Source organism: Kitasatospora sp. NPDC038210 (assembly GCF_055600605.1).
Genome location: NZ_JBVJYK010000010.1, coordinates 248,754 through 275,303 on the forward strand (window position 1 = coordinate 248,754; position 26,550 = coordinate 275,303).

At 74.4% G+C, this 26,550-nt stretch carries 22 protein-coding genes; 10 read left to right on the forward strand and 12 right to left on the reverse strand.

Annotated features, from left to right (window positions below; genetic code table 11):
- Nucleotides 1-48: 48 nt before the first annotated feature.
- From ACZ7KX_RS21970 to ACZ7KX_RS21980, 3 genes are all read right to left on the reverse strand, one after another.
- A complete protein-coding gene (locus ACZ7KX_RS21970) occupies nucleotides 49-2,799 on the reverse strand; it encodes a bifunctional YncE family protein/alkaline phosphatase family protein (RefSeq protein WP_470327900.1) in 2,751 nt (916 codons plus the stop codon).
- A 123-nt stretch (nucleotides 2,800-2,922) separates the two neighbouring features.
- Entirely contained in the window at nucleotides 2,923-4,272 is a 1,350-nt protein-coding gene (locus ACZ7KX_RS21975; RefSeq protein ID WP_470327901.1) for an ABC transporter permease, read from the reverse strand.
- A 17-nt stretch (nucleotides 4,273-4,289) separates the two neighbouring features.
- Entirely contained in the window at nucleotides 4,290-5,234 is a 945-nt protein-coding gene (locus ACZ7KX_RS21980; protein ID WP_470327902.1) for an ABC transporter ATP-binding protein, read from the reverse strand.
- Nucleotides 5,235-5,533: 299 nt separating this feature from the next.
- Here ACZ7KX_RS21980 and ACZ7KX_RS21985 point away from each other — a divergent pair, with 299 nt between their 5' ends.
- Nucleotides 5,534-6,685 (forward strand): polyprenyl synthetase family protein, encoded by a 1,152-nt coding sequence (locus tag ACZ7KX_RS21985; protein WP_470327903.1) that lies wholly within the window; start codon nucleotides 5,534-5,536, stop codon nucleotides 6,683-6,685.
- Between the two features lie 35 nt (nucleotides 6,686-6,720).
- On the opposite strand, the gene ACZ7KX_RS21990 is transcribed toward ACZ7KX_RS21985, so the two are convergent.
- The gene (locus ACZ7KX_RS21990; protein ID WP_470327904.1) at nucleotides 6,721-7,368 is read right to left on the reverse strand and encodes a 2'-5' RNA ligase family protein; all 648 of its coding nucleotides are present in this window, start codon (nucleotides 7,366-7,368) and stop codon (nucleotides 6,721-6,723) included.
- Nucleotides 7,369-7,425: 57 nt separating this feature from the next.
- The gene (locus tag ACZ7KX_RS21995; protein ID WP_470327905.1) at nucleotides 7,426-7,629 is read right to left on the reverse strand and encodes a hypothetical protein; all 204 of its coding nucleotides are present in this window, start codon (nucleotides 7,627-7,629) and stop codon (nucleotides 7,426-7,428) included.
- A gap of 125 nt (nucleotides 7,630-7,754) precedes the next feature.
- Here ACZ7KX_RS21995 and ACZ7KX_RS22000 point away from each other — a divergent pair, with 125 nt between their 5' ends.
- Entirely contained in the window at nucleotides 7,755-8,756 is a 1,002-nt protein-coding gene (locus tag ACZ7KX_RS22000; protein WP_470327906.1) for an outer membrane protein assembly factor BamB family protein, read from the forward strand.
- A gap of 77 nt (nucleotides 8,757-8,833) precedes the next feature.
- Here ACZ7KX_RS22000 and ACZ7KX_RS22005 read toward each other — a convergent pair whose 3' ends face one another.
- A complete protein-coding gene (locus ACZ7KX_RS22005; RefSeq protein WP_470327907.1) occupies nucleotides 8,834-11,086 on the reverse strand; it encodes a discoidin domain-containing protein in 2,253 nt (750 codons plus the stop codon).
- Between the two features lie 212 nt (nucleotides 11,087-11,298).
- Nucleotides 11,299-12,537: an ROK family transcriptional regulator gene (locus ACZ7KX_RS22010; RefSeq protein ID WP_470327908.1), complete on the reverse strand. Its 1,239-nt coding sequence runs from the start codon at nucleotides 12,535-12,537 to the stop codon at nucleotides 11,299-11,301.
- A 155-nt stretch (nucleotides 12,538-12,692) separates the two neighbouring features.
- Here ACZ7KX_RS22010 and ACZ7KX_RS22015 point away from each other — a divergent pair, with 155 nt between their 5' ends.
- The 4 genes from ACZ7KX_RS22015 to ACZ7KX_RS22030 all read left to right on the forward strand — a co-directional run bounded on the left by ACZ7KX_RS22015 (nucleotide 12,693) and on the right by ACZ7KX_RS22030 (nucleotide 17,283).
- Complete coding sequence (locus tag ACZ7KX_RS22015) at nucleotides 12,693-13,997, forward strand: ABC transporter substrate-binding protein (RefSeq protein ID WP_470327909.1); 1,305 nt, start codon at nucleotides 12,693-12,695, stop codon at nucleotides 13,995-13,997.
- Nucleotide 13,998: 1 nt separating this feature from the next.
- Nucleotides 13,999-15,003, forward strand: coding sequence for a carbohydrate ABC transporter permease (locus ACZ7KX_RS22020; protein ID WP_470327910.1), 1,005 nt, complete (start codon nucleotides 13,999-14,001; stop codon nucleotides 15,001-15,003).
- On the forward strand, nucleotides 15,000-15,842 hold the full coding sequence (locus tag ACZ7KX_RS22025) for a carbohydrate ABC transporter permease (protein WP_470327911.1): 843 nt from the start codon (nucleotides 15,000-15,002) through the stop codon (nucleotides 15,840-15,842). Before ACZ7KX_RS22020 ends, ACZ7KX_RS22025 begins: the two co-directional genes overlap by 4 nt.
- 73 nt (nucleotides 15,843-15,915) lie before the next feature.
- The gene (locus ACZ7KX_RS22030; protein ID WP_470327912.1) at nucleotides 15,916-17,283 is read left to right on the forward strand and encodes a GH1 family beta-glucosidase; all 1,368 of its coding nucleotides are present in this window, start codon (nucleotides 15,916-15,918) and stop codon (nucleotides 17,281-17,283) included.
- Between the two features lie 27 nt (nucleotides 17,284-17,310).
- On the opposite strand, the gene ACZ7KX_RS22035 is transcribed toward ACZ7KX_RS22030, so the two are convergent.
- Nucleotides 17,311-18,468 carry a low temperature requirement protein A gene (locus ACZ7KX_RS22035; protein ID WP_470327913.1) on the reverse strand — a complete coding sequence of 386 codons (1,158 nt, stop codon included), beginning with the start codon at nucleotides 18,466-18,468 and terminating at the stop codon, nucleotides 17,311-17,313.
- Nucleotides 18,469-18,643: 175 nt separating this feature from the next.
- On the opposite strand from ACZ7KX_RS22035, the gene ACZ7KX_RS22040 reads away from it, so the two are divergent.
- On the forward strand, nucleotides 18,644-19,471 hold the full coding sequence (locus ACZ7KX_RS22040) for a methyltransferase domain-containing protein (RefSeq protein WP_470327914.1): 828 nt from the start codon (nucleotides 18,644-18,646) through the stop codon (nucleotides 19,469-19,471).
- Nucleotides 19,472-19,557: 86 nt separating this feature from the next.
- Here ACZ7KX_RS22040 and ACZ7KX_RS22045 read toward each other — a convergent pair whose 3' ends face one another.
- Nucleotides 19,558-20,178, reverse strand: coding sequence for a TetR/AcrR family transcriptional regulator (locus tag ACZ7KX_RS22045; protein ID WP_396545929.1), 621 nt, complete (start codon nucleotides 20,176-20,178; stop codon nucleotides 19,558-19,560).
- A gap of 143 nt (nucleotides 20,179-20,321) precedes the next feature.
- Here ACZ7KX_RS22045 and ACZ7KX_RS22050 point away from each other — a divergent pair, with 143 nt between their 5' ends.
- The 3 genes from ACZ7KX_RS22050 to ACZ7KX_RS22060 all read left to right on the forward strand — a co-directional run bounded on the left by ACZ7KX_RS22050 (nucleotide 20,322) and on the right by ACZ7KX_RS22060 (nucleotide 23,163).
- The gene (locus ACZ7KX_RS22050; protein ID WP_470327915.1) at nucleotides 20,322-21,155 is read left to right on the forward strand and encodes a class II aldolase/adducin family protein; all 834 of its coding nucleotides are present in this window, start codon (nucleotides 20,322-20,324) and stop codon (nucleotides 21,153-21,155) included.
- Nucleotides 21,156-21,276: 121 nt separating this feature from the next.
- Nucleotides 21,277-22,299 carry a 2-dehydropantoate 2-reductase gene (locus tag ACZ7KX_RS22055; protein WP_470327916.1) on the forward strand — a complete coding sequence of 341 codons (1,023 nt, stop codon included), beginning with the start codon at nucleotides 21,277-21,279 and terminating at the stop codon, nucleotides 22,297-22,299.
- A gap of 111 nt (nucleotides 22,300-22,410) precedes the next feature.
- Nucleotides 22,411-23,163: a maleylpyruvate isomerase family mycothiol-dependent enzyme gene (locus ACZ7KX_RS22060; protein ID WP_470327917.1), complete on the forward strand. Its 753-nt coding sequence runs from the start codon at nucleotides 22,411-22,413 to the stop codon at nucleotides 23,161-23,163.
- Nucleotides 23,164-23,227: 64 nt separating this feature from the next.
- Here the strand turns inward: ACZ7KX_RS22060 and ACZ7KX_RS22065 are convergent, their stop codons facing one another.
- The 3 genes from ACZ7KX_RS22065 to hcp all read right to left on the reverse strand — a co-directional run bounded on the left by ACZ7KX_RS22065 (nucleotide 23,228) and on the right by hcp (nucleotide 26,481).
- A complete protein-coding gene (locus ACZ7KX_RS22065) occupies nucleotides 23,228-23,632 on the reverse strand; it encodes a nuclear transport factor 2 family protein (RefSeq protein ID WP_470327918.1) in 405 nt (134 codons plus the stop codon).
- A gap of 147 nt (nucleotides 23,633-23,779) precedes the next feature.
- Entirely contained in the window at nucleotides 23,780-24,814 is a 1,035-nt protein-coding gene (locus ACZ7KX_RS22070; RefSeq protein ID WP_470327919.1) for a 2Fe-2S iron-sulfur cluster binding domain-containing protein, read from the reverse strand.
- A complete protein-coding gene (gene hcp / locus ACZ7KX_RS22075; RefSeq protein ID WP_470327920.1) occupies nucleotides 24,811-26,481 on the reverse strand; it encodes a hydroxylamine reductase in 1,671 nt (556 codons plus the stop codon). Before hcp ends, ACZ7KX_RS22070 begins: the two co-directional genes overlap by 4 nt.
- Nucleotides 26,482-26,550: the final 69 nt, after the last annotated feature.

Consider the following 26,550-nt stretch of genomic DNA (forward strand, 5'->3'; position numbering starts at 1 on the left):
CGGACCGGCCGAGGAGCTCCGGGGTCCGGACCTGCCGACAGGACGGGATCAGCCGTCGCTCTCCGCGGACGGCAGGTACGCGCCGGGCACGTCGTTCGGCGCGTGGATCCCGCTCTCCCCCGGGTACGGGGTGGTCCAGTTGTGCGTCTGGTACCAGACCAGGTGCTCCATCTGCGCCGGGTTCGCGTGGTCCGGCACGGCGTTCGCGCCCGTCAGCCGCTGCTGCGACTTCCAGGCCTCCCACTGGGCGGCGACGGCCTGCTCGGCCGCCGGCGGCGCGGTCGTGGCCGGCACCGCCGCCGCGCGGACGTCCTGCGCCGCGGGGACGTCGACGCCGCACGCGGGCGGCGTCTTCAGGCCGTCCGTCAGCGAGGTCCGGTTGGGCACCGCGGTGAACGGCGTGTAGTCCGGCTCGGTGGTGAAGGCCGTGGCCATCGGGCTGGCCGCGCTGTCCTTCTGGTTCATCGGGCGGATCCCGAGGATCTGCTCGATGGTGCGGACCATGGTGATCTGCGAGTAGTAGCGGCTGTCGACGGCGCCGTGCTGCGCCCAGGGGCTGATGATCTGGATCGGCGCGCGGTGGCCGTCCACGTGGTCGAGGCCGGCCTGGGAGTCGTCCTCGACCACGAAGACCGCCGAGTCCTTCCAGTACTCACTGTGCGAGATCTCGTCCACGATCCGGCCCGTCGCCAGGTCGTTGTCGGCGACCTGCGCGGCCGGCCCCGCCGGCCCCCCGGTGTGGTCGCTGGAGAGCCACAGCATGTTGAGGTCGGCCGGGCCGTTCTGCTCGAAGTCCTGCTTCCAGATCTGGTAGCGGTAGAGGTCCGGCACGGCGGTGTCGAACTTGGGGAAGCCGGGCACCGACACGCTGTTGAGCGACGGGATCGGCGAGGAGGACTCCAGCGGGTAGGCGCTGCCCGCACCGGTCGCGTCCATCGTCTTGGCGTCGCAGTACAGGTTCTGCCAGCTCGCGCCGTCGGGCTTGGTCAGGAACTGGTGGAACTCCCCGAAGTCGCGCACCGTCCGGCCGGCCGCCTGCGCGCCCGTCCACAGGAAGCCCGTCCGCTGGTGGCCCAGGGCGTCGTCCTCGGTGTCGTAGCTGCGTTCGTACTCGCCCGCCGACGACTCGGTGTACTCCGGGTTGTCGGCCTGCATCAGCCAGTTGTGGCCCTCTGCGGAGTTGGTGCCGATGTCGTAGGTGTTGTCGTAGAGCCCGAACTGCTCGGCCAGCGCGTGCTGGTTCGGCGTCACGTTCGCGCCGAACTGGGCCAGCTTCGGATCACCGTTGCCCTTCGCGACGTCACCGAAGACCTGGTCGTAGGTCCGGTTCTCCTTGACGATCAGGAAGACGTGCTTGATCGGCGACGGGTCGCCGATCCGGTTCGGCACCGGCACCGGCTTCGCCCGGTGGCCCTTCGCCGTCGTGACCGCGCCGTTGGTCCAGCCGTTCTGCCGGAACACCTGGGCCGTCCGGGAGCGGATCTCCCGGTCGCTCGGCAGGGCGAACTGCGTCAGGCTGGAGGTGGTGTCGTGGGTCTTGTGCGCGCCCGTGCTGTTCGGGCGCCGCGCGTCGATGCCACGGGTGTTGGAGACGACCACCTTCGAGCCGACGGTGGTGACCTCCGCCGGGAAGTAGTCCGTGGGCAGCAGGCCGACGTAGCTCACCGGCTCCTGCGCACCGCCGAAGCGGTAGACCGCCACCGCGTCGGCCCGGCCCAGGGTGACCAGCAGGCGGCCGTCGTCGGTGAGCGTCACGGCGGTGGGCTCGTACCCGACCGATGCCTCCGGCCACGGCTTGGTGGAGATCGTCTGGACGACCTCGTCGCGCCGGGTGTCGATCACCGACACCGCGTCGCTGCCGGTGTCGGTGACGAACAGGACGCCGTTCCTGGCGTAGAGCGCCGTGGGGTGCAGGCCGACGGTGACGGTCGCGACGGCGGCGGCCGGGTCGGCGAGGTCGATCACACTGACCGTGCCGGTGGTCGTGGCGCCGGTCTCCGGATCGGCGGGCACCTGGGTGCCGTACGAGTTGAGGGTGTCGTCGTCGGCCGTGGCCGGGCGCCCGCCCTCGTTGCCGACGTACAGCTTGTGGCCGACCAGCGCGATGCCGCGCGGGGCGTTGCCCACCGTCCAGCTGTGCCCGATCGCGCCGGTCGCCGCGTCGATCGCGACCACCCGATTCTGCCCGTTGACCGCCGCGTAGACCGTCGAGCCGTCGGCGGAGAACACCGCCCCCGACGCCAGCGCGTGCCTGTCGCCGTCCGCGGGCATCGGCACCGCCACCGGGGCGGCCAGGGACCCGTCGGCGTTGACGGTGAACCTGGTGTAGCCGTCGAGCTGGCCCAGCCACAGCTGCTTGCCGTCCGGCGAGTACACGGGGGACTCCTGGCCCACCGCACCGCTGGGGATGTGCAGTTCGTCCACCTTGGCGCTGCCGACGCGCTGCTGCACCTTCCCGGTCCCGAGGTCGACCACGACCAGCGCCGCGTCCCCGTCGGCGACCGAGGCGGCCAGGTGGGCGCCGTCCGGGCTGACCGCGGACCCCATCAGCTTGCCGTTGTCGATGACCTGCCGGCTCCCGTACGGGGCGATGTACTGGTCGCTGGAGATCACCTGACCGTCGGCGGTGACCTGGCCGACCCGGTCCGTGCCGAACTGCTGGGTGGTCGCGAAAGCCGTGCCCGTGGCCACGGCGACGGCCGTGATGCATGCCGTGGCGAGCGTGGCACGGCGGCCCACGCGGCGGCCGAGAAGGACGAAGTGCTCCTTCTGGGGACGTCGACGACGCGTTACCTGCATGGCGTCAGCCCTTCGTTGGGTTCGTCGAGCTCATCGGGTTGGTCTGGTTCTTCGGGGTACATCCGGGTTTCGCCGGTTCTTCGGGGTGCATCCGGGTTTCGCCGGTTCTTCGCTGTTGTCGCGTCAGTCGGGGCTCGTTGCCGAGGGGAGCAGCTCGATCCGGCTGTCGAACTGCCAGAGCGGGTTCGGCGCGTCGCCGCCCGGGGTGTGCACCAGGAAGTAGCCGTTCACGTCCTTCGGTCCGTCGCCGTCGGCCACCACGCGCCCGTCCGCGGCGACGTCGAGCTGGTAGACCGCCGTCCCCGGCGCGTCGGTGCCGGGGAGGTGCCAGGTGACGACGCAGCGCCAGTCGTTGCCCGGCCCCTCCGGGTCGACCTGCCCGTCGCCACGCTCGCACGCCGCCGAGACCCGCAGCTGGGCCTCCGTGACGGCGGGGCGGTGCAGTTGGTCGGTCTGCAGCCGGTACAGGTGCGCGAACACCGTGGCCACTGACTGCTGGACCTTCGCCTGCGAGATCCCGGACCCCGACGAGGGCGTCGCCACGGCGAGCGCGCCGAAGGCCAGCGCCAGCAGCCCGGCCGGCGGCAGCACCCCGTAGCCGAGCGCGCGGCGCCCCCCGCCGTCCTCGTGGCCGGTGGTGAAGTCCCGCCGCACGAACACCCGGTGGGCCAGCGCGGTCGCCACCGCGGCCCACAGCAGGCTGACCGCGACGGCGACCAGCAGCTCGTCGAGCCGCGCCGGGGCGGCGAACAGCCCGTCCCAGGAGACGAAGGCGTAGCCGGGCAGGGCGAGGCGCAGCGCCACCGGCAGCGGCAGCATCTGCGCGAGCTGCATCGCGACGGCCGCCAGTGCGGGGACGAGCAGCCCCATCGGCGACCGCCCCAGGAGGACGGAGCCGAGCAGCCCGATCGCGGCCAGCGCCAGCGTGGGCGCCAGCGCGCAGCCCCACGCCAGCAGCACGCGCCCGGCGGCGTCCGACGGCGCCAGCAGGTGCCCGTCGACGCCGACCAGCGGATCGTTGCCGACCGCGGCCAGCCCGCCCGCCGTACTGGATGCCGCCAGTCCGGCCACCAGCAGCACGATCACGGTGACGCTCGCCGTCGCCTTCGCCGCGAAGATCCGCCCCGGTGAACGGACCGTCATCAGCAGGTGCCGCCACGTCCCGAGCCGGTCCTCGACCGCGAAGACGTCGCCCGCGACCACCGAGGTCAGCAGCGGCAGCGCCCACGTCCCCGCGAACCCCAGCACCACCAGCGGACCGGCCCAGCCGGTGGCGTGCATCCAGCGGCCGAACAGCGTGTCGGAGGGCAGCGTCCCCTGCTGGGCCACCGCGGCCACGAACAGCCCCGGAGCCGTCCAACAGGCCAGCACCAGCAGCCGGATCCGCCACTGCGAGACCAGCTTGACCAGCTCGAAGCGGTACGCCCGGCCCACCGGCACCCGGCCCGCGGCAGGGGTACGGGCGGTGCTCACGCGCGCGACGGACGTCCTCACGGTTTGGCCTCCGGGTGCACGGTCAGGGCGAGGTACGCGGCCTCCAGCGGCGGGACCACGGGCACGACCTCGCGCACCCGCACCTCCGCCCGCACCAGCGCGGCCACCAACTCCTCGACGGCCCGGCCCGACGCGCGGACCACCAGGGCCTCGGCGCCGCGCCACACCCCGGCCGCCGGCAGCACGCGCACGCCCGCGACGCCGATCGCGACCCGCCGGGCGGTCGGCGGATCGGAGGTGAGCAGCCGGTGGTCCGCCGCGCGGCCGCCGGCCGCCAGGCCGTCCAGCGCGCCGGAGTAGCGGACCCGCCCGGTCGCGAGGATCGTGACCTCGTGACAGAGCGCCTCCAAGTCGTCCATGCGGTGACTGGACAGCACGACGGTCACGCCCTCGCCCGCGAGCCGCCGCAGCGCGCCGTGCACGTGGTGCTTGCCCGCCGGGTCAAGGCCGTTGGACGGCTCGTCGAGCACCAGCAGCCGCGGCTCCGTCAGCAGCGCCGCCGCCAGCCCGAGCCGCTGCCGCATGCCCAGCGAGAACCCCCGCACCCGGTCGTCGGCGACCTCGGTCAGCCCGACCTCGGCCAGCACCTCGTCGATCCGCCCGGCCGCCGAGCCCTGCCCGCGCAGCGCCGCCAGCGCGGCCAGGTTCCGGCGGGCGGTCAGCGACGGGTACAGCCCGGGGCCGTCCACGAATCCGGCCACCCCGTCCGGCGCCGCCGACGCCCGGCCGACCGGTCTGCCCAGCACCTGCAGCTCGCCGCCGTCGGCGACGGCCAGTCCGAGCAGCAGCCCCAGCAGCGTCGTCTTCCCGGCGCCGTTCGGCCCGGCCAGCCCGTGGATCCGCCCGGGCGCCAGCTCCAGCGCGACCTCGTCGAGCGCCACGACATCACCGAAACACTTCGTCAAACCACGTGCGCGTACGGCAGGTTGCGTCTCGTCCATGGCTCCTTCTCGCAGTTCCCCAGGGACCGTAGGGCCTTGACGGGGCGCCGTCAGGAGCGTGTGCTTGAACACCGGGGGAACACCAGAAGGCAGCGCTCGCTCGGGGCGCGGGCCACCCGGACCTGCCGCGCCGGCGTCGGGAGTCGTGCGACCGCGTTCCGTACGGCGTTGCGTCGCGCGCCGCCCGGGAAGGACGGCCGGCGGGCCGGGCATACGGATGACAGTGGATCCGCGCCCGCGCCGTCCGCCGCCGCATCCACCGTCTTCCGGGCGCCCAACTCTATGGTGAGGAGATGGTCATGGCATCCACCGAGCCCGTCGTACCGTCCGCGGACGGGACGCCCGCCGGACAGCAGGCCGCCGGGGCCGACCGGATCGGACACCACCTGGACCGGCTCTGCCCGCCCGCGCCCGCCGGGCTGGCCGTCTGGCTCCCGGACGGACACCGCAGCGGCCTGCCGGCCGACACGGCGCAGGCCCTCGACCGCCGGCTGCACCGGGCGCTCGCCGAACCGGTGCGGCACATGCTGGAGGCGGGCGGGCGGCGCTGGCGCCCCGCGCTGCTGCTGCAGATCGTCGACCTGCTCGGCGGTGACGGCGACCGCTTCGGCGTCCTGGCAGCCGCGCTGGAACTCGCCCACACCGGCTCGTTGGTCGTGGACGACGTCCAGGACGGATCGGCGCTGCGCCGGGCGCGACCGGCCGCCCACGAGGTGTACGGCCTGCCCGCCGCCCTGACCGCGGGGACCAGCGCCTACTTCGCCTTCGACCGGGCCGTCGGGCTGTGCGCCCCCGACGACCCGGCACTGCAGGGCCGGATGCGCGAGGTCCTCCTCGCCGCGCTGCGGGCCGCCCACGCCGGGCAGGCCCTCGACATCCAGGGGCACCGCCGCGAGATGGACCAGGCGCTGGCAGCCGGCGACAGCGGCCCGCTGCGGAGGCTGGTGCTGGCCACCCACCGGCTGAAGTCCGGTGCCCTGGTGGGGGCGTGCTGCGAGATCGCCGCGATCGCGGCCGGCGCCGACGCGGCGGTGAGCCGGGCACTGCTGGACTGGGGGACGGCCGTCGGCACCGCCTACCAGATCGCCGACGACGTCGCCGACCTGCGCGGGGTCACGGACGACCGCGGCACACCGACCAAGAACGTGGCCGAGGACCTGCGCAACGGCAAGGTCACCCTGCCGCTGGCGCACGCGGCCACGCTGCTCCCCCGCCCCGCCGCCGAGGCCCTGTGGACCGCGGTCCGCGAAGGCGGCGTGCCCGATGCCGACATCCACGCGGCCCGCGACGCCCTCCTGCGGTGCGGCGCCGTCGCGGCGAGCGAACGCGACGCCGACCGGCTGTGCGCCGATGCCTGGCGGACCCTCGCCCCGCTGCTGCCCGCCACCCCGGACACCGCCCGCCTCCGCACCCTCGGCCACCACGCCGTCCACGCCCGCCGGCCTCGCTGATCCCTCCGCCCGCCTTCACGGGAGCGGGCGAGGGCCTACCCGTCGAGCCGGATGGTGGCGAGGGTGTCCCAGCAGATCCGCCGGCCGAGCAGGTCGGCACCGGGCACCGGGACGGATCGCCAGAACACCTCGTTGACGATGATCCGGCGCACCGTGAACGGGGCGTGGCCGGGCCGGACCCGGTGGACGGCCTGCGCCAGCTCGTCGGTGTCGGTGTCGGCGGCCGCGTAGGCGGCGGTGGTGTGGAGCACACCGAGCGGGTAGGCGGTGGAGTCCGGACCGAACACACGGTGGACGGCGGCTCGGACACGCTGCTGGAGGGCGGCCAGTTCGCCGTCGGGGTGGAGGTCGAGGCGGACTCCGGTGCGGTAGGCGATCGGCGATCCGGCCTGCAGGCGGAGCGGTCCGATCCCTGACACCGAAACCCGCAACTCCTCGGCCAGGGAGCGGTGTTCGGCGACGGTGACGGTGTCGGCCGGGGCGGAGGTGACCATGTCGAGGGTGATGTGCGCGCGTTCGTCGGGCACCGGCACGACGGGGAAGCGGGCCAGGGCCTTGCGCAGGTCGGCGAGGAGGGTGTGCAGGGCCGATCCGGGCGGCAGGTCCGGCAGTGCGTACACCTGGAGGGCGCGCAGGCCGTCCGGCCAGGGGGCGCGGCCGAAGGTGGGGTGGAAGGGCTTCATGTCGTCTCCTGGCGGTCGGGGGCTGGAGCTGGGGCAGGCGCGGGCGCGGGCGTAGGTCTAGCGGGGCAGGTGGTCGCCGATGCCGTACTGGGCGGCCTGCAGCCGGTGGGCCTCACGCGCGCGGGAGCAGGGCAGGACGGGGCAGGACACCAGGACGGGGCGGATGCGGAAGTGCCGGGATGCCCAGTGTCCGTGCTGCGCCCGCGCGCCGGGCCGGGCCGCGGCCGGATCACCCGAGTGGGTGACGGTGTGCGGTGGCAAGGCCGGCCTGCGCCATGCCCCGGGCCGCGGTCGGCTCGACCGCGGCCCGGGCGTATCCTGCTCGGTTCGCCTTCCGGCGGGCGCCGACGTGCGTCGGCCGGGTGGGGAGAGGACAGGAGGCCGCCGTGGTCACGGAGTTGTGGGCCCGGGTGCTGCACCAGCGGGGCGCGTACTCGCAGTTGGCGCTCGCGGGTGAGCGGGTGGTGGTGCACGAGCGCCGCACCCGCCTGGTGTGTCTGGGGGCCGCGGACGGCACGCCGCTGTGGGACGTCCCGGCCGGGGCCTGGCCGCGGGCGCTGGTCGTCGTGGACCAGCGGGTGCTCGTGCTGCCGCAGGACCGCGAGGTGCTGTCCTGCCTCGCCCTCACCACGGGAGAGCTGCTCTGGCAGGCCGAGGTGGAGCAGTGGACCGGTCAGATCGCGGTCGCGGACGGCGTGGTGCTCGTCGGCGGCTGGCGCGGGTACACCCCGCCGGCGGCGTTCGACCTGACGGACGGTCGGCCGCTGTGGCGGAGCGGTTCGCGGGCGACGACGGAGCGGCCGGTCGCCTGGGCGGGCGGGTTCCTGCTGGGCCACGGTGCCCGGGCCTGGCTGGTCGATCCGCGGGACGGCCGGGAGGCGGCGTCCTGGGAGCTCCCCCGGCCGTTGACGGGGGCCGACGGGCGCCCCGTGTTCACGGTGGTGGACGCGGATCGCTGCGCGGTGGGCTGCGACGGGGGTGCGGTGGTGGTGCTCCGCGCCGACGGGCGGCGGCCCGAGCTGCTGATGACCCACGAGGGCCCGCTGCTGGGTGAGGCGCCGCTGCTCGTGGACGGGATGCTGTGGCTGCGCGAGGTGCGGGCCGCCGGCGCCGGGTACGTCGCGGTCGACCCGCTGGACGGCACCCGCCGGTGGCGGGCCGGTCTGGGGACCCCGCCGGCCCAGGGGGTGGTCGGCACGGCGGACGGGACGGCGCTCGCGTCGGAGGGCGGAGCACTGTTCCGCCTGGACGCCGGGGGTGGGGTGGCCGCGTCCGTGTCCGTGTCCGGGCGGGAACGGCTCGGCGGCCGGATCGCGGCCGTGCACGACCTCGGTGCCGGGCGGTTGCTGACCGTCACCCGGAACAGCCTGCGGGCGTGGCGGCTCTGACGACGTGGAAGCACCGCTGCGGGGCTGCCACCCGAGGGCGGCAGCCCCGCGATCCGCACCCGGCTACGGGCTACGGGCTACGGGTAGACCACCACCGTCGACGGCGTGGTCGAGCTGCCGGAGGTGGCGGCACCGGTGCCGTCGATGACGTGGTTGTACTGGCCCTTGCCGCCGAGCGAGACCACCAGCAGGTCGTGGAACCGCACGCCCGCCCGGGTCGGCGCCTCGAAGCCGTGGTCCATCCGGATGGTCGGGTCCACGTCGAAGTAGCAGTAGCTCCCGAGCCCCCAGCCCTCGTGGGCAGTGACGTTGTCGTCGACCTTGTAGGCGGCGAAGCCCAGCGTGGAGCCGTTCTGGATCGCGGCCTGGTTCGGGGCGTCGTACGCCTTCTCGTTCTGGAAGAAGATCGTGCGGCCGCGTTCACCGGACCACTCGACGTCGTACTTCTTGAAGTGTTCGACGAACAGCCCGGTGCCGAGCACGTCGGCGCCGCGAACCACGAGGCCGTAGTCGGCCGGGTTGACGTCCCAGCCGACGCCGGTGCCGTGGTCGGCCCGCCAGATCCAGGTGTGGTCCACGATCACGTCGCTGCTGTTGACGACGATGCCGGTGGTGGTGGTGCCGGCGCCCGCACCGCCGACCCGGACGAACACGTCCTGCAGGGTGGTCGGGTCGGCGGCGTGGCCGCCCTTGGCACCGTCCGGGCCGACCCGCACGAGGGCGTCCGACCGGACGGGCCCGGCGTCGACCAGCAGGCCCGCCAGCCGCACGCCGTCGACGTCGGCCACCTGCACGGCCGTCACCCCGTTGTCGGGGACGAGGGTCGCCAGGCCGAGGCCCAGCACCACGGTGTCGGGCCGGTTGACCGCGATCGGCCGGTCGAGGTGGTAGACGCCCGGGGTGAAGAGCAGGTCGAGCCCCTGCGCCAGGGCCGCGTTGACGGTCGCGGCGCTCGCCCCCGGCTTGACGACGTAGAAGCGGCTGAGCGGGCGTGACTCGCCCTGCAGCGCGCCGTCCCAGGACACGCCCCGCGCGTTGCTGCGCCGGGCCGGCACGAAGACCTTGTAGTCGGCGCCGTCCAGGTAGAGGAAGGGCTTCTCGCGGGAGACCGGCGTGGCGTCCAGCGTGGTGTAGGGCGGGTTGGGGAAGCTCTGGGCCGGGGCCCCCTGGACGCCGGAGAAGACCTGGTTCCACACGCCGTTGGTGAACCCGCCGATCGCACTGTCGCGGGTGTACCACTGCTGCTGGGAGTAGTTGCCGACGGTGCCGTCGATCCTGCTGTCCGCGATGTAGCCGCCGCTGGCCCAGCCGTACCCGGCGGGCGAGAGGTCGAGGCCGCCCTTGACGTGCATGCGGCGGAACGGGGCCGCCTGGGCCACGGCCCAGCGGTCGGTGCCGCTGACCGGGTTGAGGGCGAGGTTCTCGGCGGAGCGCCAGAAGTTCTGGGTCGCGTTGCCGTTGAACCAGCCGGCGTCGACGGTGACGTCGCCGTTGACGGTGGTGTCGTCGGGCCTGAGCCCGAGACCGGCGACCGAGGTGTAGAAGCCGAGTTGGACGTTGAGGCCGGTGTAGGTGCCCGGCTTGAAGAGCAGCGCGTACCGGTCGGCGCCGAACTGGTTGGCCTCCTGTTGGTGGAAGACCCGGTCCACGGTGGCCTGGATGCCCGGCGTCGAGGGGTCGAAGACCAGCACGTTGGGCCCGAGGTCGCCGCCGCCCTGGACCGGGGGCACGTCGGAGGTGTTCACCCGGAACGCCCACAGGGAGTAGCCCCAGTTCGTGCCCCGGGCGAGTCCGGTCATCCGGACGTAGCGGCCGCTGCCGGCGAGGGGCACGGTCTCCGTCCCGCCGGTCCCGCCGGCGGTGCTGTACAGGGTGCGCCAGGACGCGCCGTCGTCCGAGACCTCGATCCGGTACGAACGCCCGTACGCGGTCTCCCAGTCGAGGACGACGCGGCAGACCTGGCGGACCGCGCCGAGGTCGATCTGCAGCCACTGCGGGTCGCTGAAGGCCGAGGACCAGCGGGTGCCGGGGTCGCCGTCCACGGCCGCTCCCGCCGGGGTGCCCGCGTTCTCCGTGGAGGAGGCGACGGCCGGCCGGCCCTTCGCGGCGTCGTCGGTTCCGCAGTCGGCGGAGGCGGAACCGGAGCCGGAACCGGAGGACGACCCGGAGGACGAGGCCGGAACCGCAGCCGGAGCCGCAGCGGGAGCCGGGCCGGGTCGGGGGCCGGCGGCGGACGCCGCAGCCGGCACCGCCAGGGCCGACACGAGGAACAGGAGCAGGCCCAGTACCGTGCCCGGTACCGAGCGCGGGCGTGCTGAAGAATGCCTCATCGGCATGTCCCTAGGTGAGGTGGGTGGGGGGTTCCGGTGGCGCGCGGCAGCGGCCCGTGGGGGGATCGCCTCACCGGGCGGTCGGGGTTCACCGGGGATCGACTCGGGGACGTCGCCCGGGCAGCTGTACGCCGGGCCGTCCCTGACGGCGAGTCTCGGGCCGTCGTCCGGCCACTGTCAACCCGCCGGGCCGACTTTCCTCAGGGCGTGAACTATGCGCTGGTGTCGGAGAGATGCGAACGATCGGGGAGCTGCCCGCCGGAGTCCAGGAAGTCCGACAGCGGCAGGGTGGCGGCCCCCGTGGTGACCGCCTCCGGCCCCAGCGTCCCGAGGACGATCAGCGCGTGCTCGTACGGGAAGCGCAGCGCGTACCCGGTGGCCGCGGCGCGGATCCCGGGCAGCAGCCGGCGCCCGAGCAGCAGGCCCGCCCAGCCGCCGATCACGATCCGCTCGGGGTTGAACAGGTTGACCAGGTCCGCGATCCCTGCGCCGAGGTACTCGGCGGCCTCGTCGAGCAGTCCGACGGCGGCCGGCTCCCCCGCCTCCGCGGCCGCCAGCAGTGCCGCCAGCCCGGCCTTCTCGTCGCCGGGCGGGGCCGACCCCCAGCGCTCGACCAGCGCCTCGGCCCCGACGTAGGCCTCCAGGCAGCCGCGGGCGCCGCAGCGGCAACGGCGGCCGCCGACGTGCACCTTGGTGTGGCCCCACTCGCCCGCGCTGCTGGTGGCTCCCCGGTAGCGCGCGCCGTCGGCGATGACGCAGGCGCCGACGCCGGAGCCGACGAGCGCCACCACAGCGTGCCGGGCGCCGCGCCCGGCCCCGAACCACATCTCGGCCTGCCCGAGCGTCTTGGCGCCGTTGTCGACGAACAGCGGCAGGCCGGTGCCGGCGCGCAGCAGGCGGCCGAGCGGGACGGCGTCCCAGCCGACGGTCTGCCCGTGCACCACGATTCCCAGCCCGTCCGTGCCGGGCGCACCCTGGTCGACGATGCCGGGCACGCCGACGCCGACGCCGAGCACCGCCTCGGGGGCGGTGCCGGTGCGGTCGAGCACGTCGGCCAGCCCGGCGAGGATCAGCTCCACCACGTGGCCGGCGTCGCGGCCGCGGTCGGAGAGCGGAAGGTCGCCGGCGGCCAGTTCGGTGCGGGTCAGGTCGAACAGGGCCACCCGGACCTGGGTCTCGCCCACGTCGACGCCCACCAGCCGGAAGCGCCCGGCGGCGACCCTGAGCATGGTCCGCGGGCGGCCGCCGTCGGAGCCCACCGAGCCGCACTCCTCGATCAGGCCGTCGGCCAGCAGCTCGCCGGTCACGTTGCTGACCGAGCCCGCGCTGAGACCGGTGAGCGCGCCCAACTCCTGTCTGCTGAGCGGCCCGTCGAAGTAGAGCCTGCGCAGCACGGTGGCCCGGCTGCCCCTGCGCAGGTCGCGCACCGTGTTTCCGCCTCGCCCGGTCACGGGCACCCCTCCTGTCGGTTCGTCACTCACTGTCCGGTCCCTTGACGCGCAGCGACCCGCAGCCGTTAAATCACGCCGTGAAGTAAGCCGCTGCCCAGGGTACTTCCCTTCGCCTTCCGTTTCCCCCGACCCTGTCCGAGAGGGGCGCCACCATCATGCCCAGCAGCCGCACCGCCGCGGCCACCGCCCTGGCCGCCGCACTGGTCCTCACCGCCACCGCCTGCGGCGGCCAGGACGGCGGCGACAACAGCAGCCCCACGACGCTCACCTACTGGGCGTCCAACCAGGGCACCGGCCTGGACGACGACCGCCGGGTCCTGGAGCCCGAGCTGAAGAGCTTCGAACAGCAGACGGGGATCAAGGTCAAGCTCGAAGTCATCCCCTGGTCCGACCTGCTGAACCGCATCCTCGCCGCGACCACCTCCGGCCAGGGCCCGGACGTCCTCAACATCGGCAACACCTGGTCCGCCTCGCTGCAGGCGACCGGCGCCCTGCTGCCCTTCGACGCCGCCGCCCTCGACAAGGCCGGCGGCAGGGACCGCTTCCTGCCCTCCGCCCTCGCCTCCACCGGCGCGGCCGGCAAGGACCCGGCCGCCGTCCCGCTCTACTCGATGGCCTACGGCCTGTACTGGAACAAGCGGCTCTTCGCCGAGGCCGGCCTCGACCACCCGCCCGCGACCTGGGAGGAACTGGTCGCCGACGGGCACCGGCTCACCTCCGGGGACCACTACGGGCTCGCGGTCGAGGGCGGGAACGTCTCCGAGAACGTCCACCACGCCTTCACCCTCGCCAAGCAGCACGGCGCCGACTTCTTCGACGCGGCCGGCAGGCCCGTCTTCGACGGCCCCGGCACGGTGGCCGCCGTCAAGCAGTACGTGGGGCTGCTCGGCACCGAGCGGATCGCCGCTCCGGGCAACGCCGAGTACGGCAACAACCAGTCCGTCGCCGACTTCGCCACCGGCAGGGCCGCGATGCTGATGTGGCAGTCCGCCGGGGCGAACCTCGCCTCGCACGGGATGAAACCCGAGGACTACGCCGTCGCGCCGGTCCCCGCACCCGCCGGCGCGAGCGGCGAACGGGCCACCACCTCCATGGTCGCCGGCATCAACCTCGCCGTCTTCCGCAACACCCACAACACCGACGGCGCACTGAAGTTCGTGAAGTTCATGACCGGCACCGACGAACAGATCCGGCTCAACCGGGCCTACGGCTCCATCCCGCCGGTCAAGGACGCCCAGGCCGACCCGGCCTTCGCCACGCCCGAGCTCAGGACCCTCGCCGACGTGCTCAGGACCAGCGCCGCGCCCCTCCCCCAGGTCACCGACGAGAGCCAGTTCGAGACCCTGGTCGGCACCGCGGTGAAGAACCTGATGGGCGCCGCCGCCGCGGGCCGGCCCGTCACCGACGACGCCGTCCGGGCCGAACTCGCCAAGGCCCGGCAGCAGATGCCGGCGCACTGAGGTGTCCGACGCACCGGCCGCCCGCACCGGCCCCGACGCCCGCCCGGGCCACCGCACCGACGCCCGCCCTGGCCACCGCGACCGCCGCGCCCGCCGCCGCGCCGCACTGCCCTACGTCCTCCTCCTCCCGGCGCTCCTGCTCGAACTGCTCGTCCACCTGACGCCGATGGTCGTCGGCGCGGTGATGAGCTTCAAACAGCTCACCCAGTTCACCATCCGCGACTGGTCCACCGCGCCGTGGACCGGCCTCGGCAACTACCGGACGTCCGTGGACTTCCACGCCCCGGTGGGCCGCGCGCTGCTGCACTCCTTCTGGATCACCTGCGCCTTCACCGTCCTCACCGTCGGCCTGTCCTGGCTGATCGGCACCGTCGCCGCCGTCCTGCTGCAGGACGCCTTCCGCGGGCGCGGGCTGCTGCGCGCCCTGTTCCTGCTGCCGTACGCGCTGCCGGTGTACGCGGCCGTCATCACCTGGTCGTTCGTCTTCCAGCGGGACACCGGCCTGCTCAACCACGTCCTCCACGACCAGCTGCACCTCGTCGACGACAAGCCCTTCTGGCTGCTCGGCGACCACAGCTTCGCCGCGCTGGTCACCGTCGCGGTCTGGCGCAGCTGGCCCTTCGCGTTCCTCACGCTCACCGCCGGCCTGCAGAACGTCCCGCGCGAGCTGTACGAGGCCGCCGCCCTCGACGGCGCCGGCGTCTGGCAGCAGATCCGCCGGATCACCCTGCCCTCGCTGCGCCCGGTCAACCTCGTCCTGGTGCTCGTGCTGTTCCTGTGGACCTTCAACGACTTCAACACGCCCTACCTGCTGTTCGGCAGGTCCGCCCCGGAGGCCGCCGACCTCCTCTCCGTCCACATCTACCAGTCCTCGTTCGTCACCTGGAACTTCGGCGCGGGCTCCGCCATGTCGGTGCTCCTGCTGCTCTTCCTGCTGCTGGTGACGGCCGGCTACCTGCTGCTCGCCTCCCGCCGGAGGACCCCGGGCCGAAGGAGTGCGCGATGATCGGGGCGTCCGCGTCCTTCCGGTGGCTGCGCCGGTTCCTGCTCACCGGGTTGGCGGTGTTCGCCGCCACGCCGGTGCTGGTGATGCTCTCCAGCTCGCTCAAGCCCCTCCAGGACGTGCAGGGCCCGTTCCGGTGGATCCCCAGCACCCTGACGCTGCGGCCCTACCTGGACATCTGGCGCACCGTCCCGCTCGGCCGTTACCTCGTCAACTCCCTGATCGTGGCAGCCGGTTCGACGGCCTGCTCGGTGCTGGTCGCGGTGCTCGCCGGGTACGCGGTGAGCCGGTACCGCTTCCGCGGGCGCCGGCTGTTCACCGTCACGGTGCTGTCCACCCAGATGTTCCCGGGCATCCTGTTCCTGCTGCCGCTGTTCCTCATCTTCGTCAACGTGGGCAACGCGACCGGGGTGGCGCTGTACGGCAGCCGCGGCGGGCTGATCCTCACCTACCTCACCTTCTCGCTGCCGTTCTCGATCTGGATGCTGGTCGGGTACTTCGACTCCGTCCCCCGCGACCTGGACGAGGCGGCCCTGGTGGACGGCTGCGGGCCGGTGCGGGCGCTGGTGCGGATCATCGTGCCGGCGGCGCTCCCGGGCATCGTGGCGGTCGCCGTGTACGCCTTCATGACCGCGTGGGGCGAGGTGCTGTTCGCCTCCGTCCTCACCGACGACCGGACCCGCACGCTGGCCGTCGGCCTCCAGGGCTACGCGACGCTCGGCGACGTCTACTGGAACCAGGTGATGGCCGCCTCCCTGGTGGTGAGCGTGCCCGTCGTCGCCGGGTTCCTGCTGCTCCAGCGCTTCCTGGTGGCCGGCCTGACCGCCGGAGCCGTCAAGTGAGCGGATCCGCCGGCCCGGCCCCCGCCCCCGCCCCCGCCCCTCACCCTCCCCTCGCCCGCCGAAAGGCAGCCCCGTGACCGACCTCAGTGCCCTGCCCGCCGACTTCCTGTTCGGGGCCGCCACCGCCGCCTACCAGATCGAGGGCTCGGCGGACGCCGACGGACGCGCACCGTCCATCTGGGACACCTTCTCGCACACCCCCGGCCGGATCGTCGGCGGCGACACCGGCGACACGGCCTGCGACCACTACCGCCGCTGGCCCGAGGACGTCGCCCTGATGCGCTCACTCGGGCTGGACGCCTACCGCTTCTCGATCGCCTGGCCGCGCGTGGTGCCCCTGGCGGACGGCCGGGTGAACCCCGCGGGCCTGGACTTCTACGACCGGCTCGTGGACGGCCTGCTCGCGGCCGGCATCGTCCCGTTCCCGACGCTCTACCACTGGGACCTCCCGCAGGCCCAGCAGGACCGCGGGGGCTGGCCGGCCCGCTCCACCGCGGAACGCTTCGCCGAGTACGCGGCCGCGGTCGGCGAACGGCTCGGCGACCGCGTCACCTGGTGGGCCACCCTCAACGAACCCCTCTGCTCCGCCTGGATCGGGCACCTGGACGGCACGATGGCCCCCGGCCTGACCGACCTCACCGCGGCAGTCCGGGCCTCCTACCACCTCCACCTCGGCCACGGCCTGGCGGTCCGGGCGCTGCGCGAGACCGTGCCCGGCGCACTGATCGGCATCGTCAACAACCTCAGCCCGATCGAGCCGGCGAGCGGCTCGCCGGCCGACCGGGCCGCCGCCGCCCGCGCCGACGGCCACGTCAACCGCTGGTGGCTCGATCCCGTCCTCGGCCGCGGCTACCCGGCGGACATGCGGGCCGAGTACGGCGTCGACCTGCCCGTCCGCGACGGCGACCTCGACCTGATCGCCGCACCGCTCGACTGGCTCGGCCTCAACTACTACTTCCGGCAGATCGTCGCCGACGACCCCGGCGGTCCGGCGCCCCGGTTCCGCCAGGTGCCCGGCCCCAACCCGCGGCACACGGCCATGCCGTGGGAGGTCCACGCACCGGGCCTGGAACAGCTGCTGCTGCGGCTGACCCACGACTACGGCGTACGACGGATCTTCGTCACCGAGAACGGCTCCGCCTACCAGGACACCGTCGGGCCGGACGGCGGCGTGCACGACCCCGAGCGCACCGCGTTCCTCCGGGAGCACCTGGCGGCCTGCGCCCGGGCCGCCGCCCGGGGAGCGGGCCCGGCCGGGTACTTCGCCTGGTCGCTGCTGGACAACTTCGAGTGGGCGTACGGCTACGACAAGCGGTTCGGCCTGGTGCACGTCGACTACCCGACCCAGCGGCGCACCGTGAAGACCAGCGGCCGCCGCTACGCCGAACTGATCGCCGCCCACCGCGGCCGGGGCGGCGGGGCCCCCGGCGCGCCGCACTGACCGCGCCTCACCCGCCGGGCCCGCGGCTCACCCCGCCCGGGCCCGGCTCCGGACCCGCTGGGCGGCCAGGGCGGTGAGCGCGAGGACCACGGCCGCCGCGACGCCGACCGCGCCCCAGGCAGGCAGCAGGACGGACGCGGGCAGCAGGGCCGCGAGGACGAGCACCAGGCTCGGCCCGTACCAGTCGAGCACGGTGCGGGCCGGGTCGCCGTAGCGCAGCGAGATCGCCGCGTTGGCGGTGTAGAAGGCGAGGACCCCGCCGCACAGCGCCCAGCGGGCGCCCGGCGGGAGGTGGTCGTCGGGGTCGGCGACGGCGGTGCCGAGCGCGCCCGACAGCACCGTGATGCCGGCGATCAGCACGAACGGCAGGTACATCACGGTGTCCCGGATCGCCGTGTCGGCGCCGCCCGACTGGGCCCGGTCGAGGCCGCGGGCGGCGCTCTCGGTGCCCCAGCGGAAGAAGGCCAGGGCCAGCTCGGCGACGACCGCGAAGCCGAGGAAGGCGGCGGCCGCCGAGGCGCCGGTGAAGTGGTCGGCGAGGGTGGAGACCACGGTGAAGACGCTCTCGCCGAGCACGATCACCACGAACAGGCCGATCCGCTCGACCAGGTGCTCGATCGACATCCGCTCGTAGAACGTCGCGGTCACCCCGGCCCGGACCGCCAGCAGCGTGGCCTCCAGGGCGATCCCCAGGCCCCACAGCACGAACCGCCCGGGGCTCGGCAGCGCGGCCGACACCCCCCAGATCACGGCGGGTGCCAGGCAGTACGCCAGCGGGCGCCACAGCGGCAGCGGGTTGTCCCGGTGCCGGGCGTGCCCCCACCAGATGCCGAACAGCCCGAGGCGCACCCAGGCCGCGCCGAGCGCGTACGCCCACGCCCGGTCGCCCAGCCCCTCGGGCGCGGCGGCCGCCATCAGGCCGAGTCCGGGCATCACCCCGAGCAGCACGGCCTGCATGCGCGGCGCGGCCGACCCGAAGACGTTGACCGTCACCATCAGGTTCGCCCAGGCCCACCAAGCCGGGAAGAACAGGACGAGGAACGTGCCGAAGTCACCGGCGTCCGGGTCGCCGTGCAGCCCGTGGGCGAGGACCGCGACGGTCACCACGAACACCAGGTCGAAGAACAGCTCGAACCAGCCGGCCCGGTGCTCCTCGCCGTCCACCGGCGCCGTGCTCTCGCTCACGGGCCCCACTCTGCCCCCGGGCGGCACGCCGCGTGCGCCGACGCGGCCGTTCGGGTGGGATCGCGGCGGCGGACGGTTGCGGACCACCGCGGGTGGGACGCACGGGTGACGGCCCGTCGACGACGGGCCGAGCGGTGGACTGACGGGACGGCCCGTCCCCCGGAGAGGAGCCCCAGTGGACGAACGACCGGCGGACCGCGCCGTACCGGACGACGGACGGTACGGAACGGACCTCTTCGCACCCGACGAGAGGGGCGAGGGCGACCGCATCGACTACGGCGCGCTGGCCTACGACGCGTCGACCCGGGCCCGGCTGACCGCCCTCGGCGTCGGTCCGGGGTGGCGCTGCCTGGACGTCGGCGCCGGCACCGGCACGATCAGCCGCTGGCTGGCCGAGGAGGCCGGCGTCGACGAGGTCCTGGCCCTCGACCGGGACCCGCGGTTCGTCCGGGCCCGCCCGGACGGCCGACTGCGCACGGCGACGGCGGACGTCACCGACCCGGCACTGGCACCCGGCCGGTTCGACCTGGTCCACTGCCGGTTCGTCCTGATGCACCTGCCCGGGCACGCCGACGTGCTGGCGCGCCTGGCCGACTGGGTGGCGCCCGGCGGCTGGCTGGTCGTCGGCGACGCCGTCGACCTGACCACGGCGCACTCGCCGCAGCCCGCCTACCGGCACGCCATGGCCGCCATGTGGCAGGCGCTGCGCGAGCGGATCGGCACCGACATCACCTGGGTGATCCGCTACCCGCAGCTCCTGCGGGGGCTGGGCCTGCAGGAGGTCGGCGCCGAGGTGCACGTGCCGCCGCTGACCCCCGACGCGCCCGTCACCGCCTTCTGGCGCACCACCTGGCTCAGCATGCGCGACGCCCTGGAGGCCGGCACCGCCCTGGAGCCGGGCGAACTCGACCGGGCCGTCGCCTACCTGTCCTCCGCCGAGCTCGCCGACCTCTCCCCCGGCATGATCACCGCCTGGGGGCGCCGACCGGCCGCGACGGCCTGAACCGGCGCCCCTGCTGCCCCGGCCTGAACCGGCGCCAATGCTGCCCCGGCCTGAACCGAGCCTCCGGCCGGGGCGCGGCCGGCACCTCAGGACACCCGGGTGGCATCCGTGGTGAGCGCCGTCAACAGGGGCTCCAGGAAGCGCTGTTCGAGCCTGCCCGGCGGCAGCTGCTCGGGTTCGACGTAGCTCTGCGCCAGACCTCCCTCGCGGATCGCGATCAGCAGCCGGGCCACCTCGTCCGGGTCCGCGGTGAGGGTGCGGCCGGCCCGGGCCAGGTGGTCGGTGAGCGCCCGGGCCAGCTCGGCGCGCAGCCGGGCGTCGTGCCGGGCCAGCACCCAGGCGGCCTGCCGGTCGCGGATGGCGTGCAGGGTGAACTCGGTCGTGACGAGGTACCAGTCGCGTTCGGCCGGCTCGACCTCGCACAGGACCTCGACCAGCGCCTGCACGGTGAGGTCCTCGGTGGCGATCGAGTCGACCAGTTCGGTCATCCTCCCGACGATCCGGTCGCTGTGCGCGTCGAACAGCGCGAGGAACAGCTCCTCCTTGCTGCTGAAGTTCGAGTAGAACGCGCCCCGGGTGTAGCCGGCCCGCTCGCAGATCTGCTCGATGGTGGCGGCGCGGAAGCCCTGCTCGGCGAAGGTCTCCAGCGCGGCCTGCAGCAGGGCCGCACGGGTGCGCGGTCGTCGCTTGGTCTCGCCCTTGGGCATCGGTGGCGTCCCGGTTCACTCGGAGGTCGGCGGTCGTGGGCGGCGGACGGATCCCGAAGCCCGGCGGACGGCCCCGCCGGCCGGATTCGACCCTGCATCGGATCCATTGTCGTATCGGATACAGCATTGTATCTTCTGGGGCCATGAGCACCCCACCGCCCCCCGGCGCAGACACCCCGCTGCCCGCCTCGCTCGCCGCCGCCGTCGGACCGCTGCCCGCCGGAGCCACCCTGCCGCTGCCGCCGACCTTCGACTCGGTGGCCGCCGAACGCCAGTACCGCAAGGAACAACTCGCCGCAGGATTCCGGCTGTTCGGCCGGTTCGGGTTCTCCGAAGGGGTCGCCGGGCACATCACCGTGCGCGACCCGGAGCACCCCGACCACTTCTGGGTGAACCCGTTCGGCATGCCCTTCGGCATGATCAAGGCCTCGGACCTGCTCCTCGTCGACCACGAGGGCACCCTGCTGCACGGCAACCGGCCGGTGAACCGGGCCGCCTTCGTGATCCACTCCCAGGTGCACGCGGCCCGCCCGGACGCGGTCGCGGCCGCCCACGCGCACTCCCTGCACGGCAAGGCCTTCTCCAGCCTCGGCATCACGCTCGACCCGCTCACCCAGGACGCCTGCGCGTTCTTCGAGGACCACGGGCTGTACAGCGACTACCGCGGCGTGGTGAACGAGGCCGACGAGGGCAAGCGGATCGCCGCCGCGCTCGGCCCGCACAAGGCGGTGATCCTGCAGAACCACGGGCTGCTGACGGTCGGCCGTTCGGTCGCCGAGGCGGTCTGGTGGTTCGTCACGATGGAGCGCTCCTGCCAGGCCCAGCTGCTCGCCATGGCGGCCGGCACCCCCAAGCACATCGACCGGGAGACCGCGCTGATCACCCGCGGGCAGGTGGGCAGCGACCTGGCCGGCTGGTTCCAGGCCCAGCCGCTCTTCGAGCAGATCGCCGCCACCGACCCGGACCTGACCGGCTGACCCGAGCGGCCCGCCACCGAACCCGGCACCGAGCCCGACCCGCCCTCCCCAGGCCGCTCCGACCGCGTCGGCCGGCCCACCCGACCCGCCGGCTCCGGCCGCCGCCGGAAGGACAGCAGCAGTGGACAAGGAACCGCGGATCGCGGTCTTCGGCGCCGGCAGCATCGGCTGCCACCTCGGGGGCATGCTGGCCGCCGCCGCGGACGTCACCCTGATCGGCCGGCCCGCGGCGATGGCCGCCGTCGAACGCGACGGGCTGACGCTCACCGGTCCCGGCCGCGCCCGGCGGGAGGTGCGCGGGCTGACCCTCGCCACCGACGCGGCCGCCGCCGCGTCCGCGGACTACGTGCTGGTGACCGTCAAGTCCGCGGACACCCGCACCGCCGCGCGCGAGCTGGCGGGGCGGCTGGCACCCGGCGCGGTGGTGATCAGCTTCCAGAACGGCCTGCACAACGCCGACGAGCTGCGGGCCGGACTGCCGGGCCACCGGGTGCTCGCCGGGATGGTGCCGTACAACGTGCTGCGCAGCGGCCCGGCCGCCGTCCACCAGGGCAGCGGCGGCGCGCTCATGGTCGAGGACGTGCCGGCGGCCCGCGCGTTCGCGACGGCGGCCCGGGCGGGCGGCCTGCGCCTGGCACTGCGCGCGGACATGCCCGGCGTCCAGGCCGCGAAGCTGCTGATGAACCTCAACAACGCGGTGAACGCGCTGTCCGGCCTGCCGCTGCGCGAGGAGCTGGGCACCCGGGCGTACCGGGCCTGTCTGGCCCGGTGCCAGCGGGAGGCGCTCGCCGCCTTCCGGGCGGCGGGCACCGCGCCCGCCCGGCTCGGCCCGGTGCCGCCGCAGTGGACGCCCCGGGTGCTCGGGCTGCCGGACGCGGTCTTCCGGCGGGTGGCGGCAGCGAGCCTGCGGATCGACGCCCTGGCCCGGTCGTCCATGTGGGAGGACCTGCAGCGGGGCCGCCCGACCGAGATCGACTCGCTCCAGGGCGAGGTGGTCGCGATCGCGGCACGGCACGGTCTGGCGGCTCCGGCCAACGCCCGGCTGGCCGTGCTGGTGCACGAGGCCGAGCGGGCCTGGCCGGGCGCCGCCCGCCGGTGGTCGGGTCCGGAGCTGCTGGCGGCGCTCGGAACGGCGGATGCTTGACAGAATCAACCTTTCAGGCCCACCGTCGCCCACGTTATTTCATGCGATGAACCATCGGGGCGCCCGCCGCCCCGAGGCGCCGCCAGGCCCGCGTCCCCGGAGACCACGCCCATGACCCCACACGACCACGGCACCGCCGTCGCCGCCGAGACCGCCCGCTTCGTCGCCGCCGTGCAGCACGCCGACCCGACGCTCCCGGTGCCAGGCTGCCCGGGCTGGACCGTCGCCGACCTGGTCCGCCACGCCGGCAGCGTGCAGCGCTGGTTCACCGTCCTGCTCCGGCAGCGGATCCAGGAGCCCCCGCGCAGCCGCGACGTCGACCTGCGGCTGCCCGAGCACACCGAGGACTACCCGGCCTGGCTGGCCGAGTCCGCCGAGGAGGCCGCCACCGCCTTCACCGACCTCGACGCGCCGATGTGGGCCTGGGGCGCCGACCAGCACGCCCGCTTCTGGGTGCGCCGGATGCTGTTCGAGACCCTCGTCCACCGGGTCGACGCCGAGGTCGCGCTCGGCCTCACCCCCACCGTCGACCCGGTCCTCGCGGCCGACGGCGTGGCCGAGTTCCTCACCAACCTGCCCTTCGCCACCCTCTTCGCGCCCGGGACGGCCGAGCTGCGCGGCGACGACCGGACCATCCGCTTCGCCCGCACCGACGGCGAGGGCGACTGGCTGGTCCGGCTGCGCCCCGACGGCTTCGCCCTGGACCCCGACGGCGCGGACACCACCGCCGACGCCACCCTCCGGGCCACCGCCGCCGACCTGCTGCTGGTGCTCTACGGCCGCCTCGACCTCACCGCCCCCGCCGTCGTGACGTCCGGCGACCAGGAACTGCTGGACCACTGGTTCGCGCACTCAGCCTTCTGACGCACGCCGAACACGGCCCGCACCCGGCCGCGGGGCGGGTGCGGGCCTGACAGTTCCGGGCGCCCTAAGCCCCGGCCGCCTCGTCGGCCGCCAGGGCGCGGGCGATGGGCAGGGTGTCGGAGGTCTGCCGCAGCTGGGTGATCCGGCCGTCCCGCAGGGTGAAGAAGTGGGCGAACCGCGAGGTCACCGGCACCCCGCCGGCCGTCCGGCCGACGTAGCGGCCGAGCACGATGACCTGGTCGCCGTCCTCGTAGTACGCGTCGCCGACGCACCCGAACTCGCGGAAGTCGGCGAGGAAGGGGAAGAAGTCGCCGAGGATGCGGTCCAGCCCCTCGTACACGCCGCCGCGGGGGAAGCCCTCCGCCACGTCCCACCGGGCGTCCTCGGCCACCACCGACCGGATCACGTCCAGATCGCCCCTGGCGTCGTAGAAGCGCCGCACGGCGTCGATCTGCGGGGAGTCGGACACGGTGTTCCTCTCGACGGGCGACCGGCACCTGACGGTGCGTCAAGGAGACTACCGCCCGCGGCGGATGCCGGGCGGCCGAACCGCCGAACCCCGACAGGGCGCCGCCCCGCCCCGGGGACGGGGGCGGGGGCGGGGCGGCGCCGGTCCTCAGCCCGCCAGGAAGCGCTCCCGGTGGACCTGTTCCTGGGGCACCCCGCCCAGCAGGGCGGCGCGCAGCACGGCGTCGACCAGCGGCGGCGGCCCGCAGACGTACACGTCCGGTGCGGTGCCCGCGAGTTCGGGCAGGGCCGCGGCGAACCGGTCGGCCGGGGTGCCGGTCGGGCCGGACCAGCCGCCGGACGGCTTCCAGACGCAGACGTCGTACCGGAAGCCCGGCAACTCCTCGGCCACGGCCGCGAGTTCGCGCACCCCGAAGACGTCCTTCGGCTCGTTGACGCCCAGGAACAGCCGGGCCGGCTGCGGGTCCTGCCACTCGGCCATCCGGCGGACCATCGCCAGCAGCGGGGCCAGTCCGGTGCCGCCGGCCACGAACCAGCGCGGGCGCAGCCCGGTCTCGTGCAGGCCGAAGGCGCCCTGGGGACCGTGCACGGTGAGGCGGTCGCCGGGGCGGGCCCGGTGGGCGAGGTGGGTGGAGAACCGCCCGCCCTCCCGCAGCCGGACGTAGAACTCCAGCCGCCCCTCCCAGTTGCCGGTGTTGGCGAGGGAGTAGGCCCGTTTCACCTCGCTGCCGGGCGCCTGGAGTTCCATGAACTGGCCCGGGTCGAACTGGCAGTCGGCGTCCCCGTCGAGCCGCAGTTCGAGCCGTACGGTGTCCTGCGCGACCGGTTCGAGCGCCGTGATGACGGCCTCCCGGACGGGGATCCCGCCGTACAGGATGCGGGACTGCTCGTACGGCAGGGCGGCGGTCAGCGGCCCGCACGGGAAGGTGCGGCACAGCAGTACGTCGCCGCGCTCGCGTTCGTCCTCCGGGAGGGCCAGTTCGCTGTGGGTGCCCAGCTCGTACCGGCCGTCGGTCACGGAGGCGTGGCACGAGCCGCAGGTGCCCTGGTGGCAGGAGGCCGGCAGGGCGGCGCCCGCCTCCGCCGCGGCCTCCAGCACGCTGGCGCCGGGGGCGCAGGTGAACTCCAGGCGCCCGCCGTCGCTGGTGGTGAGGACCACCGGCGCGGGTTCGGTCGCGCTCACGACGCCGTCCGCTCCAGCGCCGCGGCCAGGTCGGTGCCGGCGTCGCCGGTCACCCGCAGGCCGAAGCGCTCGACCAGGCCGTCGACCAGGGCCGGGGTGAGGAAGCCGGGCAGCGAGGGGCCGAGGTGGATGTCGCGGACGCCGAGCGCCAGCAGCGTGAGCAGCACGGCGACGGCCTTCTGCTCGGTCCAGGCGAGCGCCAGGGTGAGCGGCAGGTCGTCGATCCCGCACTCGAAGGCGTCGGCCAGCGCCGTCGCGATCCTGATGGCCGAGTAGGTGTCGTTGCACTGCCCGAGGTCGAGCAGCCGCGGGATGCCGTCGATCTCGCCGAAGTCGTGCCCGTTGAACCGGTACTTGGCGCAGCCGAGGGTGAGCACCACGCTGTCCCGGGGCGCGCCGAGCGCGAAGTCGGTGTAGTAGTCGCGCCCGGGGGTGGGGCCGTCGCAGCCGCCGACCAGGAAGAAGTGCCGGATCGCGCCCCGGCGCACGGCGTCGACGACCTGGTCGGCGACGGAGAGGACGGCATCGCCGCCGAAGCCGACGGTGATGAACCGCTCCTCGGCCGGGCCCTCCGGGAAGCCGGGCAGCGCCTTGGCGGCCTGGACCACTGGGGCGAAGTCGCGGCCGGTGAGGTGGCGGACGCCGGGCCAGCCGACCGGTCCGGCGGTGAAGATCCGTCGGCGGTAGCTGACGTGCGGTTCGATGATGCAGTTGGAGGTCATCAGGATCGGGCCGGGGAAGGCGGCGAACTCCCGCTGCTGGTCCTGCCAGGCGCCGCCGTAGTTGCCGGCCAGGTGCGGGTGGGCCTTGAGCAGCGGGTAGGCGTGCGCGGGGAGCATCTCGCCGTGGGTGTAGACGTTGATGCCCTGGTCCTTGGTCTGCTCCAGCAGAGCCTCCAGGTCCCGCAGGTCGTGGCCGCTGACCAGGATCGCCTTGCCGGCGACGGGCGTGGTGCGGACGGCGGTGGGCTGCTGGGCGCCGTAGGTGCCGGTGTTGGCGTCGTCGAGCAGTTCGATGGCCGCCAGGTTGAGCCGGCCGAGGCCGACGGCGCGCTCCAGCAGGTCGGCGGCGTCGGTCGGTCCGCCGGCCAGGTGGGCCAGGGCGTCCTCCACCCCGGCGTACACCTCGGCGCTCTGCCGGCCCAGCACGTGGGCGTGGTGGGCGTAGGCGCAGATGCCCTTCAGGGCGTACAGGTGGAGCGAGCGCAGCCCGACGACGTCCGGGCCGACCAGGGCGAGCCCGGCGTCGACGCGCACGTCCTGCGCCTGGCGCGCGAGTTCGGCGGGGTTCGCGCCGGGCGCCCACGCGGCCGGGCCGGTGAGCGCCTTCGGCGCGTGACCCGCGGCGCGCGCTGCCCGCTCGTACGCCGCTCTGACCCGGTCCCGGACGGCGACGGCCTCCTGGATCAGGGCGGCGAAGCGGGTGGGGTTGAAGTTGACGTTGGTGAGCGTGGTGAACATCGCGGAGAGGACGAAGGCCGCCGCGTCGTCGTCCGGGGCACCGAGGGCGCGGGCCTCGGCGGCGTACTGGGCGATGCCCTTGACTGCGTGGACCAGCAGGTCCTGGAGGTCCGAGGTGGTGGAATCCTTCCCGCAGTTGCCGATCAGGCCGGCGCAGCCGGGGGTGGTGCCGGTGCGGTCGGTCTGTTCGCACTGGTAGCAGAACATGCGGGTCCTCCGGGACTCGTGGGGCCGTCGTGCCGGGCGGTCCGCGGGAGGCCCGCCGTCGGCCCCTCC